General features: G+C 38.5%; 13 protein-coding genes. 9 read left to right on the top strand and 4 right to left on the bottom strand.

Annotation, left to right across the window (positions count from 1 at the left end):
- Positions 1-297 precede the first annotated feature (297 nt).
- The 3 genes from M3O96_RS08285 to M3O96_RS08295 all read left to right on the top strand — a co-directional run bounded on the left by M3O96_RS08285 (position 298) and on the right by M3O96_RS08295 (position 6,976).
- A complete protein-coding gene (locus tag M3O96_RS08285; RefSeq protein WP_249719871.1) occupies positions 298-2,559 on the top strand; it encodes an aconitate hydratase in 2,262 nt (753 codons plus the stop codon).
- Positions 2,560-2,639: 80 nt separating this feature from the next.
- On the top strand, positions 2,640-3,881 hold the full coding sequence (locus M3O96_RS08290) for a porin (protein WP_249719872.1): 1,242 nt from the start codon (positions 2,640-2,642) through the stop codon (positions 3,879-3,881).
- Between the two features lie 143 nt (positions 3,882-4,024).
- Entirely contained in the window at positions 4,025-6,976 is a 2,952-nt protein-coding gene (locus M3O96_RS08295) for a PAS domain S-box protein (protein ID WP_249719873.1), read from the top strand.
- On the opposite strand, the gene M3O96_RS08300 is transcribed toward M3O96_RS08295, so the two are convergent.
- Positions 6,967-7,902 (bottom strand): tetratricopeptide repeat protein, encoded by a 936-nt coding sequence (locus M3O96_RS08300; protein ID WP_249719874.1) that lies wholly within the window; start codon positions 7,900-7,902, stop codon positions 6,967-6,969. The genes M3O96_RS08295 and M3O96_RS08300 overlap by 10 nt on opposite strands.
- Positions 7,895-8,974: an AI-2E family transporter gene (locus M3O96_RS08305; protein ID WP_249719875.1), complete on the bottom strand. Its 1,080-nt coding sequence runs from the start codon at positions 8,972-8,974 to the stop codon at positions 7,895-7,897. The genes M3O96_RS08300 and M3O96_RS08305 overlap by 8 nt, the downstream gene beginning before the upstream one ends.
- Before the next feature lie 137 nt (positions 8,975-9,111).
- Between M3O96_RS08305 and M3O96_RS08310 the strand changes: the two genes are divergently transcribed.
- Both M3O96_RS08310 and M3O96_RS08315 read left to right on the top strand, forming a co-directional pair.
- A complete protein-coding gene (locus tag M3O96_RS08310; RefSeq protein ID WP_249719876.1) occupies positions 9,112-10,107 on the top strand; it encodes a cation diffusion facilitator family transporter in 996 nt (331 codons plus the stop codon).
- A 371-nt stretch (positions 10,108-10,478) separates the two neighbouring features.
- Complete coding sequence (locus M3O96_RS08315; RefSeq protein ID WP_249719877.1) at positions 10,479-11,915, top strand: amidohydrolase; 1,437 nt, start codon at positions 10,479-10,481, stop codon at positions 11,913-11,915.
- Positions 11,916-12,028: 113 nt separating this feature from the next.
- Here the strand turns inward: M3O96_RS08315 and M3O96_RS08320 are convergent, their stop codons facing one another.
- Both M3O96_RS08320 and M3O96_RS08325 read right to left on the bottom strand, forming a co-directional pair.
- Positions 12,029-14,056, bottom strand: coding sequence for a M3 family metallopeptidase (locus tag M3O96_RS08320; protein ID WP_249719878.1), 2,028 nt, complete (start codon positions 14,054-14,056; stop codon positions 12,029-12,031).
- A gap of 124 nt (positions 14,057-14,180) precedes the next feature.
- Positions 14,181-14,828: a sulfate ABC transporter permease gene (locus M3O96_RS08325; RefSeq protein WP_249719879.1), complete on the bottom strand. Its 648-nt coding sequence runs from the start codon at positions 14,826-14,828 to the stop codon at positions 14,181-14,183.
- Positions 14,829-14,903: 75 nt separating this feature from the next.
- On the opposite strand from M3O96_RS08325, the gene M3O96_RS08330 reads away from it, so the two are divergent.
- The 4 genes from M3O96_RS08330 (at position 14,904) to M3O96_RS08345 (ending at position 18,777) form a co-directional block, all read left to right on the top strand.
- The gene (locus M3O96_RS08330; RefSeq protein WP_249719880.1) at positions 14,904-16,097 is read left to right on the top strand and encodes a tetratricopeptide repeat protein; all 1,194 of its coding nucleotides are present in this window, start codon (positions 14,904-14,906) and stop codon (positions 16,095-16,097) included.
- Positions 16,098-16,307: 210 nt separating this feature from the next.
- Positions 16,308-16,790, top strand: a complete 483-nt coding sequence (locus M3O96_RS08335; protein WP_249719881.1) for an Lrp/AsnC family transcriptional regulator — start codon at positions 16,308-16,310, stop codon at positions 16,788-16,790.
- A gap of 62 nt (positions 16,791-16,852) precedes the next feature.
- Entirely contained in the window at positions 16,853-17,392 is a 540-nt protein-coding gene (locus M3O96_RS08340; protein WP_249719882.1) for an NUDIX domain-containing protein, read from the top strand.
- A 17-nt stretch (positions 17,393-17,409) separates the two neighbouring features.
- Positions 17,410-18,777, top strand: coding sequence for an MATE family efflux transporter (locus M3O96_RS08345; RefSeq protein WP_249719883.1), 1,368 nt, complete (start codon positions 17,410-17,412; stop codon positions 18,775-18,777).
- The last annotated feature ends 42 nt before the right edge of the window (positions 18,778-18,819 follow it).

Consider the following 18,819-nt stretch of genomic DNA (forward strand, 5'->3'; position numbering starts at 1 on the left):
TTTGCTAAAATTAGGAATCAGAGACGTGATTGAAAAATTTTTGGACTCAACATGGATGAAAGCAATAAGCCAAATGGTTATTGAAAGATTTACTGATTCCAAAAAATTAAATCATGTGAAGAATTGTATACCTATTTTTAAATGAAGGCAATCAAAAACTGAATTTCTTTGAAATTTCAAAACATTTAGGCGAAATAAATAGAATACCTTACATGAAAACACTTCCAATTTTGGCCTGATTTTTTATCTTTGCGGACGATAAAAATAACCTTCTTCACATTTTAAATACAATTCCCAATGGCATTTGATATAGAAATGATCAAGGCGGTCTACTCCAAATTTCCCTCCCGGGTAGAGGCTGCCAGAAAAGCAGTCGGCAAACCACTGACCTTGACAGAAAAAATATTATATGCGCACTTGACCCAAGGCGAAGCAGATTCGTCATTTGAACGAGGTGTGTCATACGTAGAATTCAATCCTGATCGGGTAGCCATGCAGGATGCAACGGCCCAAATGGCACTTTTGCAGTTTATGCAGGCGGGTAGAGATAAGGTTGCAGTACCTTCTACTGTACATTGCGATCACCTGATTCAAGCAGAAATCGGAGCTTTGGCGGATCTCAAAAAGGCGAATGATAAAAATAAAGAGGTTTATGACTTTCTTTCTTCTGTTTCCAATAAATATGGAATTGGATTTTGGAAACCAGGAGCGGGAATTATCCACCAGGTTGTTTTGGAAAATTATGCATTTCCGGGAGGAATGATGATCGGAACGGATTCTCATACTCCAAATGCCGGTGGTCTTGGAATGATCGCTATCGGTGTAGGTGGTGCTGATGCCTGTGATGTCATGGCAGGATTGCCTTGGGAGCTGAAGTTCCCAAAACTGATAGGCGTAAAATTGACTGGTAGACTTTCAGGGTGGACTTCTGCCAAGGATGTAATTCTCAAAGTTGCAGGAATTCTAACTGTAAAAGGTGGAACGGGTGCGGTAGTGGAATATTTTGGAGATGGAGCAAGATCACTTTCTGCAACAGGTAAAGGAACCATCTGTAATATGGGCGCTGAAATCGGTGCTACAACTTCCATTTTTGGATATGATGAAAAATCTGAAGCCTATCTGAGAGGAACTGAGAGAGGAGATATCGCTGATATTGCCAACTCTATCAAAGAACATCTTACCGGTGACGAGGAAGTGTATGCCAATCCTGAAAAATATTTTGATCAAGTGATAGAAATTGACCTGTCAAATCTTGAGCCCCATATCAACGGGCCATTTACTCCAGATTTGGCCTGGCCTATTTCAGAATTTGCGGCCGCTGTAAGAGAAAATAATTGGCCTGCAAAACTTGAAGTAGGATTAATCGGATCATGCACCAACTCTTCTTATGAAGATATTTCACGAGCGGCGTCCCTTGCACAGCAAGCTGTGGATAAGAAACTGAATGCTAAATCTGAATATACCATTACTCCTGGTTCCGAGCAGGTAAGATTCACTGTCGAAAGAGATGGCTTCTTGGCTATTTTTGAGAATATGGGCGGTGTGGTTTTGGCCAATGCCTGTGGACCGTGTATTGGTCAATGGGCAAGACACGGTGCTGAAAAGCAAGAAAAGAATTCCATCATCACTTCCTTCAATAGGAATTTTGCAAAAAGGGCAGATGGGAATCCTAATACTCACTCGTTTGTGGCTTCTCCGGAAATTGTGACTGCTATGGCTATCGCAGGAGATTTGACTTTTAATCCCCTGACTGATTCTCTGATCAATGAAGATGGAGAATCTGTGAGATTGGAAGAGCCAAGTGGCTTGGAAATGCCCACAAAAGGATTTGCTGTTGAGGATGCCGGCTATCAAGCACCTGCATTGGATGGATCAAAAGTGAGTGTACTTGTGGATCCAAAATCTGAAAGGTTGCAATTGCTAGAACCGTTTAAAGCATGGGAAGGAACTGATCTAAAAGGATTGAAACTACTCATCAAAGCAAAAGGAAAATGTACGACCGACCATATATCCATGGCTGGGCCTTGGTTGAGATTCCGAGGTCATTTGGATAATATTTCCAATAATATGCTGATCGGAGCACAGAATGCATATAACCTTGAAACCAATAAAGTTAAAAACCAACTTACCGGTGAATACGGGGAAGTGCCCGCTGTGCAGAGATATTACAAACAGTTTGGGATAGGGTCTATTGTTGTGGGAGACGAGAATTATGGTGAAGGATCTTCAAGAGAACATGCAGCAATGGAACCAAGGTTTTTGGGTGTCAGGGCGATTTTGGTTAAATCATTTGCCAGAATTCATGAGACAAACCTCAAAAAACAAGGAATGTTGGCGCTCACATTTGCCAATCCATCGGATTATGATTTGATTCAGGAAGATGACGCTATTGATATTGTGGGATTGACTGATTTCAAACCCGGACATCATTTGGTCGTGGTATTGAATCATGCTGATGGCACCAAAAACGAAATCAAAGTCAATCATACTTACAATGAGGGCCAGATAGGTTGGTTTGTAGCAGGCTCTGCTTTGAATTTGATTAAGGAGGAGGTTTGACCTTCAAATATTCTAAAAAAGGGGCTGTAGGATTAATTCTACAGCCTTTTTGTTTATTCAATTTTTCAAATCGATTGTAAATGGTCAAAATATTCCATTTGATATTGTCTTCAGAAAAACCCAAGGTGAGACAAATCTTGCTTTTTCTGATGTTTTTATTAATAATCGCTCAAAACGCTTTTGGGCAAACAGTTGAATCCGATGAACGTGCCCAGTTGGATGTAGGGGAAGGTGTCAGCTTTTCGAAAGATTCACTTTTTTTGATGAATTTAAGATTTAGAATGCAAAACAGGGCAGGGTTTAACACTCTTGATGGGGATGATATCACGATCAATGAATTTGAGATGAGGGTAAGACGACTCCGCTTAAGGTTTGATGGATTTATCCTTAATCCAAAGTTTCAATATTATATACAACTTGGGTTTTCAAAAGCCGACCTTGATCTAGAAGCAAGTGGTATAGCACAGCCGGTGAGAGATGCCATTGTCTATTATTTTGCCACCGATAATCTTTACTTTGGTTTTGGACAGTCCAAACTGCCTGGAAATAGACAGCGGGTAACTAGCTCCGGAAACCTTCAGTTTGCTGATCGTTCTATAGCAAATGCTGCATTTACTATTGACCGGGACTTTGGCTTTTTTGGATATTATACTAAAAAACTAAAAGAGAATTCTTTTTTTCAGTTAAAAGGGGCAATAACAACCGGAGAGGGAAGAAATGCCTCAAAAACCAATAATGGGCTTGCCTATACCGGAAGGATTGAATATCTTCCATTAGGATTATTCACCAACAAAGGAGATTACTCAGAGGGAGATATTGAGTTTGAAGAAACTCCAAAATTAGCTACGGGATTGACGTATTCTAAAAACTTCAAATCAACAAGGACCGGTGGGCAACTTGGTTTGCCATTATTTGAAGCTAGAAACTTAAACACTTTGATTGTAGATGCAGTGTTTAAGTACCGAGGAAATTCAGTAATGACAGAATATTTTCAAAGAAAAAGTCCGGATCCCATTACTTCTAATGAAAATGGCGACATCCGCTATATACAGGTTGGACAAGGATTTAATATACAGGTCGGCAAAATGGTTTCACGTAAATCTGAGCTTGCAGTAAGGTATGCTTTCGTCCTTCCAGATCAAACAATATCAGAATTCCAAGAAAAGATAGACGAGGCTATTCTAGGCTACACCTATTATCTCAATGGGCATAGGATAAAATTACAAGGAAACGTGGGTTATAAGTGGCTAGAAGGACTAACAAAGTTTGATAATGCTGGAAATTCTTGGACAGGTATGTTTCAGGTTGAGTTTGGAATCTGATAAAATCAATATTTTATTAAATATTTAATTACAATTTATTTGTGTCAAAAAACAATTTAATGTATGTTTACAGCATAAGTTTTTCATTAAGCTTTGCACCCATTTCAAAGAGATTTTAATTATTTTCCAGAGCGTTGTTTCCCATGAAGGAAAGAGGTATCAACAATACATTCAAGAAGATTATTTACGAATCATCGGAGATGGTTTTCTTGGCGGACGATACCTATCCTTACAATATTTTTTATTCAAATGAAGCTTTTGATAAAATAATCGGTGAAAAATTGGGTGACAAAACCTTGGTCGGACTAGGCCTAGATATCAATTCTTACATTTTCAATGAGGAACTGATAATCAGGTTTTTAGAGCAGGAATTTGTTTTTAATATTGAACTCCCCCAAGATAACGGTTCTAATTATTTCCTTTTTTATAAGGGCAAAGAAATGAGGTCCAAGGGAATGCCTAGCAGAATTGAAACTGGGCAATTTTTCGAAAATGTAAATGACATTATCGGAATCGGGCAAGAAAATTTTCTTACATGGATAAGTCACTCGGTTATGAATGTCCTTGGTTTTTCTCCGGAAGAACTGACTAATGTGGAACTATGTCAATTTTTTCATTCAGAAGATTTAGCCCAAGTTCAAGATCTTTGGTTTACTGCAAAAAGCGGAACTACTAACAGTCATTTTGAGGCGAGAATAATTTCAAAAAGCGGAGATTACAAATGGATTAATTGGAATGTAAATTTCCAAGAAGGCGTATTTTATGCTGTTGGAAGGGATGTGACACAGGAGCGGATTGCCAAAGATGGGATGTCCAGCAGGAATGAACTCATTAAACTAGGAGAAATCGTATCAAAATCCGGTGTATGGGAAATCAGCATACCTGAAAATAAAGTCATTTGGAGTGAAGGCCTTTATTCCATTTTTGAAGTTGAATCTGGAAGCGCTATTAGCCTGGAACAAACAATAAATTATTTTTTGCCGGAGTTCAGGCCAATAATCCAAAAGGGCCTGACAGAATTGATGGCTATTGGAAAAGATTTTGACCTAAAGCTGAAAATCAAAACAAAATTTGAAAAGGAAAAGTGGATCAGGGTAATTGGAAAAAGCCAATTTAAAGGAAATGAAGTTTCAAAAGTATTTGGGACGATCAGGGATATTTCTGAAGAAAATGACCTCCTGAGTGAGCTTGGCTTATACAAAGAGATGTTTGAACACTCTCCTGAATCAATCTTGATTTCAGATATTTCGGGCAAGATCATTTTTACAAACCATGAAGCAAATCAAAAACTGGGTATAGCGCTTAATACCGTTAGATCCTATAAAATTGGGGATTTCGATACCCGATTTGCCGAGGAAGCTGCTTGGGGTAGTCATATCCAAAAATTGACCAATGAAAAGAACTTAATATATAAAACACAATATATCAAGTCAGATAAAAAAGAAATTCACATGGAAGTGAATTGTAGTTTGGTGGAAATTCTCCAAGTGAAATATATTGTATCCTTTGCGAGGGATATTTCAGAGCGGATAAGTCTGGAGCAGACACTTCAGGAATCATCTGATTTTTTGCTTCACTTGACAGAACAGGTTCCGGGAGCACTTTATCAGTTTGTTTTGGACAAAGAAGGTCAAATGAAGTTTTCTTATCTGAGTCCTGGGATTAAGGATTTATTAGGAATCAAGGAAGGTGAATTAAAGGATTTTATCAATATCAGCTTTGCCATCAACAAAGTCCATACTGAAGACATCGCGCTTGTTCTTACTTCTACAGTAACTTCCGCGCGAACATTAAGGCCATGGAATTGTCAGTTTAGATTGAAAGAGCCAATGAATGGGCAGTTTAAATGGGTCTCTGGTGCTGCGAAACCTGAACAATTGGATAATGGAGATGTGGTTTGGTATGGTTACCTGACCGATATCTCTGACCAAAAGAAATTTGAGGAAAACCTCAAAAATGCTAGGGAGCAAGCCGAAAGGGCTAGTCAAATTAAATCCGAGTTTTTGTCAATGATCAGCCATGAATTGAGAACTCCGCTTAATGCGATTTCAGGTTCTGTGTATACTTTGCTTCAAGACGACCATTCTTCCCAACAGGCATCTGCTTTGAACACCATTAATTTTGCAGTAGATAACCTGATCATCATGATCAATGATTTATTGGATTATCAGAAAATTGAAGCTGGGAAACTTACTTTGGATTACAATCCTATGAATCTTAAGGAAGTCGTTAATCAGGTTGTAAAAGGCTTGGAATTTCATGCCAAAGACAGTAGGAACAAATTAATACTTCATTTTCCTGAGGAATTGAATCAAGAAGTGAAAGGTGATAAGGTTCGACTTGCTCAAATTTTGAATAACCTGATCACCAATGCTTTGAAATTTACAAACAATGGGGAAGTGGTAATTGATGTCATGCTAACTGAGGTTTTAGAAGAAAAAATCAAGGTATATTTTTCGGTTAAGGATAGTGGAATCGGAATTGCAAAGGAGCATCAATCCCGAATTTTCAATCAATTTGACCAAATTCAACATTCCTTCAGTAAAAAATATGGAGGCACGGGACTTGGACTATCTATTACTAAAAGACTTTTGGAACAGATGGACAGTCATATTCAACTTGAATCTGAACTCGGAATCGGCTCCACTTTTTCTTTTGAGATTATATTGGAAAAAACCAAAAAGCAGTTTATTCCTGCACCACAGAAGGATAGTGGCTCTTTATTGCAATTCAACAAAATTAAGTTACTGATGGCCGAGGACAATGATGTCAATGCCCTGGTCCTTGGAAAAATAATCAAAAAATGGGGTATTGAATATGATAGGGTCAATAATGGTCAAGAGGCGGTAGATGCTGTCAAAAATCAAAATTATGATTGTGTATTGATGGATATTCAAATGCCTGTAATGGACGGATTTGAGGCTACTAGGCTTATCAAAACTATTTCCAATGTACCGGTATTGGCATTATCTGCCGCTGCAAAACAAGATTTAATAGAAAGGATCGACCAAAGTGGATTTACAGGGTACGTGTCAAAACCCATCGATGCCTCAGAATTATTGAAAAAAATCAAGGAGGTACTGAATCACTCCTGATTGTATTTTGCCATGTATTCTTTGACCAGTTCCATCTCAGGATCTTTCTTAAGCACCTCTTCAAAATAGTTTAAGGCAATGTCTTTTTGATTTTTATAATAATAGTAAATCGCTTTATTCCTGATTGCGTACAGGTTTTTTGGGTTTTGTTTCAAGCTGTAGTTAATGTCTTCAAGACCTTTGTCAAGTTCTCCGAGGTAAATTAAATATAGGCCACGGTTATTGTAAAAAAAAGCCTCTTTTGAATTGATCTTGATAGATTCTTCTATCCAATCCAATGCTTTTTCATAGTCTTTGGATTCAAATGAAATCATTGATCTCAGGTTATAAATATTGGGTTCATCAGGGTTCAGTTTTTGGGCGAGATCCAATGCGGCCTCGGATTTTTCAAATTCTTTTAGATAAAAATGAAGTGTGGCTTTATTGATCAAAACCTCGGCATTATCTGGCTGATATATCAAAGAATTATTAAAAGAATTCAAAGCTTTGGGATAATCCCGCATCTTTTCCAATACCAAACCTGTTAAAAAATGACTCTTCCAATTTTCGGGTTGTAGGGTTAAAAGATTTTTACTGTCTTCCAAGGCTTTGTAATATTCCCCATTGTCCATATAGCATACCCCCCTTTGAAAAAGGGCCAAAGTGTCTGAAGGGTTTTCCTGGAGGATTACTGAAAAATCCTTTATCGCATCCTCTAACCTGTTGAGCTGTTGGTATACCAAACCCCTGTTGTATAATCCGTCTTTGTATTTTTGGTCAATCTGCAGGGCTTCAGTATAGAATTCTATTGCCGCTTGTGGATCATTTTGTTTCAGTTTCTCGTTTCCTTTAAGCAGAAATCGGCCTTTTCTTGTTTCAGAATTATCGCATGCAAATAAAACCAAAACTCCAAAAAGGATTATTATGGAAAATTTAAGTTTATTCATTAAGGAAATCAATGTCATTTTTTTCTTCGCCTAATAATAAAGCATAAGGTTTTGTGGCATCAGTAAGTTCAAATATTTTTCTCAAAACAGCCAAAGCTGGAATAATCAAAATCATTCCTACCACGCCCCAGATGGATGCCCCAACCAATAGTCCCACAATGGTTGCAAAGGCATTCAGATTTACATTACCACCTACTATTTTTGGAGTGAGAAAATTTGATTCAATCATTTGGATTATTTGGAATGCAACGATAATTGCGATAGGATAAAATAGTCCATCTTTGGTCAAAATCGCAAAAACCAAAGGGAGGACCACAGCAACCAAAGGTCCTAAATACGGAACGATATTCAGCACTGCTGCAAATACCCCGAAAAATATGGCGTGTTTGATACCAAGACCTAGCAACACAGCTGAATTCAAAACAGCTAAAATTACCATAACTTTTAGTACGCCAATAATATAGCTTTGTACTACTTTTCTAAGAATTAAAATCTCACTTTTCACCATCTCTTTGTCATGTCTTGGAAAAAGCATGGAAAGGAATAAAGTGAGGTGATTACGGTACAAAAGAAAAAAGAATATAAAAACGGGAAGCAATAAGACCATGGATAATGAACCGATAGTTCCGAAAACAAATGTTGCTAAACTTGAACCATGCTCTTGAACCCAATCTATCAAATAATTTTTGTCTATGCCATTTCCTATACCTGTTTCTATCTGGAAATTAGAAAGAATAAAACCATCTATTTGAACTAAGTAAGTATTAAGTTTTTCCCTCACATTACCGAGATCCTTCCCAAATGATGCAACCTGAAATACTATAAATGCCAATAATCCTAAAATGGATAAAAGCCCTGATAAAAGGGATATCACTGTGCTCAAAATCCGTGAAATGCCTTTTCTCTCCAAAAATTCTGACATTGGAGTCAGAAGAATAGAAATCAATCCTGCCAAAAACAATGGGACAAGAAGGCTTCTTCCGATTATCAGGATAAACACAATTACAATCATCAACAATAGGACAGCAAGTGCTTTGAGATAAGGAGGTAAATTAATATTGCTTTGGCTCATAGGAAGTACTAAAACAAATTAAAACAGATGAGAGGAATAAATACAGCCGATTTTGACCATCAAAAGAAATCAAATCAAAGGTGGATATCAAAACTCTTTAAATTTAATTCTATTTTTAACAGTTCAAAAATAATGAAGTGGAAAGAGAAAAGACAATCTGGATCAGGGTTTCATTTATTGTCAGTTTTGTCCTGTTAATAATCAAATTCTATTCTTATTACATCACCAATTCTACCGCTATCCTAACAGATGCTTTGGAAAGTATCGTCAATGTTGTTGCAGCGGGATTCGCAACTTATAGTATATACCTTAGTTCGAAGCCTCGCGATGAAAATCATCCGTACGGGCATGGTAAAATCGAGTTTTTTAGTGCTGGGGTGGAAGGTACTTTGATTATTTTAGCAGGATTTTTCATTATTTATCAGTCAATTTACAGCATTTTCTTTCCCAGCGAATTGGAAAATTTATTCCAAGGTGTTTTGCTGATTACTATCTCCGGTACTGTAAATGGGGTTTTAGGTTTGATTCTTCAAAAAAGGGGAAAAAGCCTTAACAGTATCACATTGGAGGCGAGTGGGAAGCATTTGATGACTGATACTTTGACCAGTTTTTTGTTAGTATTGGGAGTGGCAGTAATCCTGATTACCGGATATCAATTTCTTGATTCAGTGATTGCAGTGATTTTCTCCTTCTATATCCTTTATTCAGGTTATGGACTGGTTAGGAAATCCGTGGCAGGATTGATGGACGAATTGGATCCGACAGCAATTGACTCGACAGTCAAGACCATTAATGAAAACCGAAAAGCGAGTTGGATTGACATCCATAACATGAGAGTTCAGCAATATGGCGGAGATAGGCATATAGATTTACACCTGACGCTCCCCTATTTCTTTGATCTTAGAGAGGTCCATGATGAAGTGGAAGGGTTGGAAAATGCCCTGGAAGATGCTTGGCCTGGGGTAATGGAAGTTTTTGTGCATGCTGATCCTTGTATTCCCGAAAAATGTTGCCATTATTGTCAAATGAAAAATTGCAAAGTAAGAGAATACCCAAAAGACATCAAAATCGAATGGACTTCCCTGAATATGTCAAAGAATCAAAAGCATTATCATGATTTTATCAGACAATAATTTTGTCAAACGTAAAAAAAATTAAAATATTTTATCCCTTTTTTAAAGAATACAATTAACTTAGTATATTAAACAAAAAAAAAGCTATGAACGAGGACAAACAATTTCGGGTACTGTTAGCGGTAACTTCCGTAGTATGGTTAATTCTTGTTGGAGTTCTGATCATAATCTAACAAGACATTAAGGTTTTAAGCTGTACCTACTCATACAGCAATTGCTTTTCAAATGGATTAAGGAGTATAAAAAGGGATATGTAAAAACGTATCCTTTTTTTATTTTCTTTTTTGTCACTTTTCTATTTTGTTTTAATCTCGCGATACTTAATTTTAAGAACACTTACTTTCAAAAAATTTCATTAAAAAATTATCGCGATGAAGAGAATATTACTTGGATTATTAGGGGTGTTGATTTGGTTGCCGGCTATGGCCCAAGAGCCATCACATGAGGCATTTATTGTCAAGCAATTGGATGCAAATACCGAAAGGTTTTCTATAGCCGCAAGGAAAATATGGGAAAATCCTGAATTGGGATTTCTTGAAGTCACCAGCTCCAAAGTTTTAATCGATGAGTTGAAGGCGTCCGGATTTAATGTGCAAGTGGGCGTAGCAGGAATGCCTACTGCCTTTGTAGCCACTTACGATAAAGGGGGGCCTGTCATCGGTTTCCTTGCGGAATATGATGCCCTACCTGGTTTGTCTCAAGACGCTGTGCCCTACAGGTCGGTGATTGTTGAAGGTGGAAATGGACATGGATGCGGACACAATCTTTTTGGCACAGCTGTAGTCGCTTCAGGCATAGCCTTGAAGGAGTGGATTGATGCCAACAATATCAAGGCGACCATCAAAATCTTTGGAACACCTGCTGAAGAAAGCGGTGGAGGGAAAGTTTACATGGCTAGGGATGGAATATTCAATGGAGTAGATGCAGTGATCAATTGGCACCCATCGGACCGGAATGCTGCTAATGCTTCTACCTGTAATGCGGTGATAGGTGGCAGATTCAGGTTTTATGGAGAGACTGCCCATGCCGCCGCTTCCCCCGAAAGAGGAAGGTCTGCCCTAGATGCTGTAGAAGCAATGAACATGATGGTGAACATGATGCGTGAGCATGTGGACCAGGAAAGTAGAATACATTATATTATTTCGAGCGGAGGATTAGCGCCAAATGTAGTTCCGGATTTTGCGGAGGTAAGGTACATGATCCGCCATCCTGATATTACAGAATTGAAAGACATGTGGGCTCGAATAGGAAAAGCCGCCGAAGGTGCCGCAATGGGCACAGGCACACGGGTAGAGATAGAACTTGCTTCCGGATTGTATGGCTTGCTGCCAAATGAGACTTTGGCAAAACAGATGCATAAAAATCTCAGCTCCTTGGGAGGTGTAGAATATGATGCGGAAGAAATCAAATGGGCAACCGAACTCCAAAAAACCTTTAACTCGCCTAAAATACCTTCTTTGGATGTAGCAAAAAAAGTCCAACCATATGCATTGAATTTCTTTCCTGCTTCTACTGATGTTGGGGATGTGAGTTATGTGGTACCGACCGTTGGCTTGGGTACGGCCACCTGGGTTCCAGGCACAGCCGCCCATACCTGGCAAGCTGTAGCAGCAGACGGGATGAGCATTGGATATAAAGGGATGATGCTTGCTGCCAAAACAATGGCATTGACAGGGAAAGACCTAATCTTAAATCCATTGATCATTCAGGAAGCAAAAAAAGAGTTTAATGAAAGATTGGGAGGTATGAAGTATGAAGCCCTTGTGGGTGATAAGGTAGTTCCTTTGGATTTTAATGTTACCAAGTAAATTTGAAAATCCTTATGTTATTTGAAAGGAAGATTTTTTAAAACTGAATAACCAGAAGTTCTATATAAAAACTAAAAACCGGCCTTCAACATGGATTGAAGGCCGGTTTTGTTTTATACCAATCCAGCTCTTTTGAGTAAAGCATCCGGTTTTGGATCCCTCCCTCTAAATCTTTTGTATAATATTGCCGGATGTTCCCTTCCTCCCGCTGATAAGATAAATTCCTTAAATGCAGTGGCCGTCTCCCTGTCGAAAATACCCTTTTCGAGAAATAATTCGAATGCATCGGCATCCAACACTTCTGCCCATTTATAGCTGTAATATCCTGCTGCATATCCTCCTTGGAAGATATGGGAAAAGGAAGTACTCATTAATGTTCCTTCGACATCGGGAAGAAGTGAAGTGGGCTGTAAAATCTCTTTTTCAAATGAAAAGACATCTGTGATTGTAGCTGGATAGGTCCCATGATAGGCCATATCCAGAAGTCCAAAACTGATTTGTCTGACGGTCTGATAACCTTGTTGGAAATTTGATGCATTTTTTATTTTTTGAATCAATTCCGAAGAAATAAACTCACTCGTTTCATAATGCTTTGCAAAAAGATCCAAACATTCTTTTTCATAACTCCAATTTTCAAAAATCTGAGAAGGCAGTTCTACAAAATCCCAAAAAACACTTGTGCCTGTCAGCGATTCATAGGTTCCTTTTGCCAACATGCCGTGAAGTGCATGGCCAAATTCATGGAAAAGCGTGGTGACCTCATTGAAAGTCAGGAGGGAAGGTTTGGTTTTGGTTGGTTTGGTGAAGTTGCAGACGATCGAAACATGAGGCCTAAATTCTTTTCCTTTCACTGTTTTTTGACCTCTGAAACTTGTCATCCAGGCACCGTTCCTTTTGCCTGCTCTTGGAAAAAAATCCGCGTAAAATACGGCGACATGATTACCATCGGAATCCACTACCTCGTAAGTCGTCACCTCGGGATGATATTTTGGGATATCATTGTTTTCAATAAAATGGATTCCAAATAATTTTTCCGAAGTAAGGAAAACTCCCTCAATGACATTTTCAAGTTTGAAATAGGGTCGAAGCAATTCGTCACTTACCTCATATTTTTGTTTTTTGAGTTTTTCAGAATAAAACGAAAAATCCCATTTTTCAATTTTGTCCAAACCATCAATTTCGCTTGCAAAATTTTCAAGTTCTTTAATTTCAGCCTGAGCTTTAGGTTTGGCTTTTTCAAGCAAATTGTGGAGAAAATCCATCACTTTAGGAGCGCTCTTGGCCATTCTTTCTTCAAGGACAAAATCTGAAAACCTTGGATAGCCTAGCAGATTTGCTCTTTCGTTTTTGAGCCTGAGCATGTCTTTGATATGCTGTTGGTTGTCTAATTCGTCTCCTTTGCAGGATTTCGTGCTTGATGCGATGAACAATTCTTTTCTCAATTCCCTGTTTTCCGAATACATCATAAATGGGATGTAGCTTGGGTAGGCAAGGCTAAAGACCCATTTGCCGGGTTTTCCCTTTTCCTCAGCAGTCTGAGCTGCTGCTTCAATGATAGCATCAGGTAACCCCGAAAGGTCAGATTCATTCGAAATGACCAGTTCATATTTGTTGGTTTCGGCCAAGACGTTTTCCCCAAACTTCAATCCCAATTGCGATAGTTCTTTGTCAATCTCTCGCAACCTCTGCTTTTGGGGTTCATCAAGTTTAGCTCCATTTCTTACAAAACCTTTGTAAGTTTTATCCAGCAAAGTTTTCTGTTCTTCGGTTAGCGTGAGCTTTTCTTTTTGCTCGTAGACAAGCTGAATATTGGCAAAAAGTGCTTCATTTAAAAGTACATCATTACTATGTGCAGTTAAAAGAGGGGAGATTTCTCTGGCTAAAGCCTGAATTTGGTCATTGGTTTCGGCACTGTTGAGGTTGAAAAAAATGGATGAAATGATATTCAGTCTTTCACCTGATTGGTCCAAAGCGATTATTGTATTTTCAAAAGTTGGGATCGGAGCTCTTTTGATTTCCTCGATTTCTAACTTTGCCTTCTCTATCGCTTCCTGAATGGCAGGCATGTAATGTTCAGGTATGATCAAGTCAAATGGCGCAGTTTCAAAAGGTGTATGGAAGTTGTCCAATAATGGATTCATGGTTTTTTCAGTTTTGGAGAATAAAGAATTTTAATCTGACAAAGGTAATGAAGTTTGAAAGCCTGAGGGGCTATAGAATTCTGAGAAGTGGCAAATTTATCTTCAGATAATGATTGTTGGACATTTATTCGTACACCAGACTATAAAACAACAGCCATAGTAAAAACATCAAAACATAGCTGAATAAAATGACCAAGGTGGATTCTGCTAGGCTCCGTCTGCAGACTGTATGGAATCCAAAGATTAGAGAGACAATGTAAATAACTTCAAAAAGATTGATCGCCCTCAAGGGATAGTGGTATCTAGGTGAAATATTCTCAGCATCTACCAATGAGAATAGCGACATAGGGTAATAGTCTCTGATTTCTTCAAAGGTCACTGAATCGGAAGGTTTGATGTAAACGAGCATTTTGATCACCTCTGGGACAATAAAAATCAATTCTGCTACAAGTACAAATTGCCAAAGACGAACAAACGGAGCTTTATAACCAAAGGCAAAAGCTCCCAACCAAATAACAAATGCCGTTGCAGTAAATTTCCATAATAAGGCAAATGGAGTCCATATATAGTTCAGCGCATTGAAAATGTGAAAAATCATGAAAGACCCTTCAGACTCCAACTTGTCATATCCGGGGATGGACTGTAGGATCAGGTCATTGGTAACATACCTTATCAAAAGAAATAAAATAACTAAAATCAAAAAAAACAACCTTTTATCGAAATCTATATTGGCTTCAATGCGTTGTGAGATAGGACTAGGTGTAAAAGACATAATCTAAAATAATTATGTCAAATCTAAACGATTGTTTGGAATTGCATATAATTTTGTGGAAAATTTAGAATAAGAATGCGAAAAAGAAGGTTTTTAGTGGTTTTGATTCTGGTGATGTTTGCAAGAATTTCTGTTGCGCAAGATCAGCCTTTGGACCAAGTAGGCAAGAGTGCATCTCCCTATTTATTGTTGGACAAAGGCTTGCAGTTTAGGATCACAGAAAATGTTAATGCATTGTACAACTTTGACTTTGAGAATGCGGAGCGGGGATTTAGAGTCATGCAATATCAATATCCTGAGCATCCCCTCCCTTATTTTTTATTGGGATTGAGTACTTGGTGGAAAATCGCGCCTGACATTGAAAATAATAAGTTGGACGACCTGTTTATCAAACAAATGGATGTCGTTATCGATAAAGCTGAGAAGGTGTTGGACGATAATCCAAAAAATAAAGAGGCGGCTTTCTTTTTGGCAGGTGCCTACGGTTTTCAGGGGAGGCTATATAGTGAGAGGAAAAGTTGGACAAGAGCAACTTTTGCTGGAAAAAACGCCCTTAAATATTTGAATATGAGTAGGGGAGAGGAAGAGTTAGGCCCCGAATTGCTATTGGGAGATGCTTTGTTCAACTATTTTTCAGTTTGGATTCCCGAAAATTACCCATTATTAAAGCCAGTCGTAGCTATGTTTCCCAAAGGAAACAAAGCCTTAGGGCTTAAACAATTGGAGGATGTTGCTCAGAACGCATTTTATGCCCGGATCGAGGCCCAGTATTTCCTTTTCAGGCTTTATGCTTCTGAAGAAAAACAGCCGTACAAGGCGCTTGCGATTACTGACTATCTACATGGTAAGTTTCCTAATAATCCATATTTCCACCGGTCATATGCCAGGCATTTGTACACTGTAGGCCGGGTTACCGAAGCCAAAGAAATGTCGGAGCAGATACTCCAAAGAATTGATGACAAATGGGTAGGATATGAATCCAATAGTGGGCGATATGCGGCTTTTTACATTGCCCAATATTATGATCGGATAGGAGATCAAAGTGAAGCAAAGAAATACTATCTCAAAACCCTTTCTTACGGTGAAGAGTCTGAAAGCCAGGAAAGTGGCTATTACCTTTATTCACTGATTGCTTTAGGGAAAATGGCAAATCAAGAGAAAAATAAACCTTTGGCAAAGAGCTATTTCAATCAGGTCAAGAAATATGCCAAGCGAAAACACCCCGCTCATAAGGAAGCTAGAGATTACATCAAAAAGAATAAACTTTAAGATAATATTTCCGTATGTGATGTATCAAATTCAGGAGATAATTTGAATATCTTCTCTAAGAAGAAAACAATTCAATGTAAAAATTCTGAAAAGTTGCTAAACGGTAAACAATATTTTGCAAACGGGGTTTTAATTTGTGATTATTTGTTTTAAAACATTATCAAATTATATTAACTTTGTACAACATAAAATTTTGAAAATTCAAGAATCATGGATAATAACATAAAAGTGAAATTCGACAAAATAGACCGCAAAATACTGGAGATACTCCAGGCTAACGCAAAAATAACCAATGCTCAGCTTTCAAAAGATATTGGACTTTCACCCGCTCCGACTTTAGAAAGAGTTAAGAAATTGGAACAATCGGGAATCATAAAAAGCTACCATGCCAAATTGGACCCTGAAAAAATTGGGCTTGGAGTTAGTACATTTGTATTGGTCAGTCTGATAGGACATAATAAAGGAAACATTGACGCTTTTATGAAAGAAATCAATGAAATCCAGGAAGTAATCGAGTGCCACCACATCACGGGAACAGGTGACTTTATTTTGAAAATTATTGCCAAAGACATTACAGCATATCAAAAATTGATGCTGGAAAAGGTAAGTGAAATTAAAGAAGTCGATTCCATGCAATCCATGGTGATTCTTTCTACTTTTAAGGACAGCAAAGTATTGCCGATCCCTGTCTAAAGTTTATAAAGCATAAATCACAAGGGTGGCCAAAAGTCACCCTTTTTTTATTGGAAACCATCATGGAAAATCCTTGGAAAACCAAATCCAAAGAAAATATATACGAAAATCCCTGGATCAAACTGGAGGAACACCAAGTGGTGAATCCATCCGGCAAAGACGGGATATACGGCAAGGTCACATTTAAGAATAAAGCATTGGCCATAGTCCCATTAGACAATGACTTCAATACCTGGCTTGTTGGACAGTATCGATACACTCTAGACGAGTATTCTTGGGAAATCCCCATGGGAGGAGGACCTGTTGAACAAGATGATTTGGATTCTGCAAAACGAGAGCTGAAAGAAGAAACAGGCCTTTCAGCTAAAAAATGGACCAAAATTATGAGAATACATACTTCAAATTCTGTGACAGATGAAGAAGGCTTTGTTTTCATGGCAGAGGAACTCACCCTAGGAGAAACGGAATTTGAAGAGACTGAACAGCTACAGGTACTCAAACTCCCCCTCAGTGAGGCCATCAAAAAAGTCATGGATGGAGAAATTACTGATGCAATCTCTGTGGCAGCACTATTGAAGGTAGCAAGGATTCTTAATATTTGATGTAGACTATTTCAAAGATGAAGATTTCCAATTTCAAAGAAAATTTTTCTACCACTTTTTATCTTGCCTATCCTGTCATGCTCAGCCAGTTGGGTCAGGTATTGGTTGGAGTAGCGGATAGCATGATGGTAGGAAGGTTAGGAGCCATTCCCCTTGCGGCTGCTTCCTTAGCCAACAGTATTTTCTTTGTGGTTTTGATGTTTGGAATCGGCGTATCCATGGCAATGACTCCCTTGGTCGCTATGGCAGATGGGAATGGGAAGTCAAAGCGAATTTCCAGGTTATTTAACCATGGTTTTACTATTAATATGGTAGGAGGGATAATGATGTTTTTTTTGATTTTGATGGCATCACCATTTCTCAAGCACCTCAACCAACCCGAGGAAGTCGTCATTTTGGCAATTCCATATTTGGCGATAATTACTTTTTCTTTACTTCCTTTTATGTTTTTTCAGACATTCAAGCAATTTGCTGAGGGGCTGTCTCAAACCAAACAAGCGATGTATATCACCATTTTTTGTAATGGCATTAATGTGTTTTTGAATTGGGTGATGATCTATGGGAATCTTGGTTTTCCGGCTCTTGGATTAAATGGAGCAGGTTGGGCTACATTGATTTCTAGGGTAATGATGGGATTAATGATGGCTTATTATGTTTGGAATTCAAAGCGCTATAAGCCTTACAGCCTGAGTTTGGGATTTAAAAAACTGTCTTTCCCCATGTTTTCCAAATTGATCAAAATCGGAGTACCGACCGGATTTCAATTTATATTTGAGGTTGGTGCATTCAGTGCTGCCGCTATCATGATGGGTTGGATCGGAGTGACTGCCCTTGCTGCACATCAGATCGCTATTAACCTTGCATCTATCAGCTATATGATGGCTTCCGGCCTTTCGACAGCAGCGATGATCAGGGTTGGGAATCAGTTGGGACGTAACGACATCAGGACACTTCGGGAGGCAGGATTTACGGTATTTGTAATGGTGGCTATTTTCATGAGTGTGGCAGCTGTCATCTTTATTGTATTTAGGGAATTTTTGCCTTCCCTGTATATTGACGATGTGTCGGTCATACAGATGAGTGCCACCTTGCTGATCATTGCAGGTTTTTTTCAATTGTCAGATGGGATACAGGTCGTTGGGCTCGGTGCTCTAAGAGGTATGTCCGATGTGAGGGTGCCAACTATAGTGACCTTGGTGGCATATTGGGTGATAGGTTTGCCTTTGGGCTATGTATTGGCTTTTTCCTATGGTATGGAGGAAATTGGAATCTGGGTAGGACTACTGATCGGACTGACAGTTACCGGGATCATGTTGCTTTACCGTTTTCATAAACTGAGCCAAAGGTTGCTTCTTAAACAAGGAAGCAATATTTCAGTGGCATAGTTTACCTTTTTAATATTGAGTTTTCTTTCTATTTTCCGAGAT

Source organism: Aquiflexum sp. TKW24L (assembly GCF_023502205.1).
Classification (GTDB): Bacteria; Bacteroidota; Bacteroidia; order Cytophagales; family Cyclobacteriaceae; genus Cognataquiflexum.

Coding starts and splice junctions, on each gene's coding strand:
- M3O96_RS08285 (WP_249719871.1), top strand. CDS start 298: ATGGCATTTGATATAGAAATGATCAAGGCGGTCTACTCCAAATTTCCC.
- M3O96_RS08290 (WP_249719872.1), top strand. CDS start 2,640: ATGGTCAAAATATTCCATTTGATATTGTCTTCAGAAAAACCCAAGGTG.
- M3O96_RS08295 (WP_249719873.1), top strand. CDS start 4,025: ATGAAGGAAAGAGGTATCAACAATACATTCAAGAAGATTATTTACGAA.
- M3O96_RS08300 (WP_249719874.1), bottom strand. CDS start 7,902: ATGAATAAACTTAAATTTTCCATAATAATCCTTTTTGGAGTTTTGGTT.
- M3O96_RS08305 (WP_249719875.1), bottom strand. CDS start 8,974: ATGAGCCAAAGCAATATTAATTTACCTCCTTATCTCAAAGCACTTGCT.
- M3O96_RS08315 (WP_249719877.1), top strand. CDS start 10,479: ATGAAGAGAATATTACTTGGATTATTAGGGGTGTTGATTTGGTTGCCG.
- M3O96_RS08320 (WP_249719878.1), bottom strand. CDS start 14,056: ATGAATCCATTATTGGACAACTTCCATACACCTTTTGAAACTGCGCCA.
- M3O96_RS08325 (WP_249719879.1), bottom strand. CDS start 14,828: ATGTCTTTTACACCTAGTCCTATCTCACAACGCATTGAAGCCAATATA.
- M3O96_RS08330 (WP_249719880.1), top strand. CDS start 14,904: ATGCGAAAAAGAAGGTTTTTAGTGGTTTTGATTCTGGTGATGTTTGCA.
- M3O96_RS08335 (WP_249719881.1), top strand. CDS start 16,308: ATGGATAATAACATAAAAGTGAAATTCGACAAAATAGACCGCAAAATA.
- M3O96_RS08340 (WP_249719882.1), top strand. CDS start 16,853: ATGGAAAATCCTTGGAAAACCAAATCCAAAGAAAATATATACGAAAAT.
- M3O96_RS08345 (WP_249719883.1), top strand. CDS start 17,410: ATGAAGATTTCCAATTTCAAAGAAAATTTTTCTACCACTTTTTATCTT.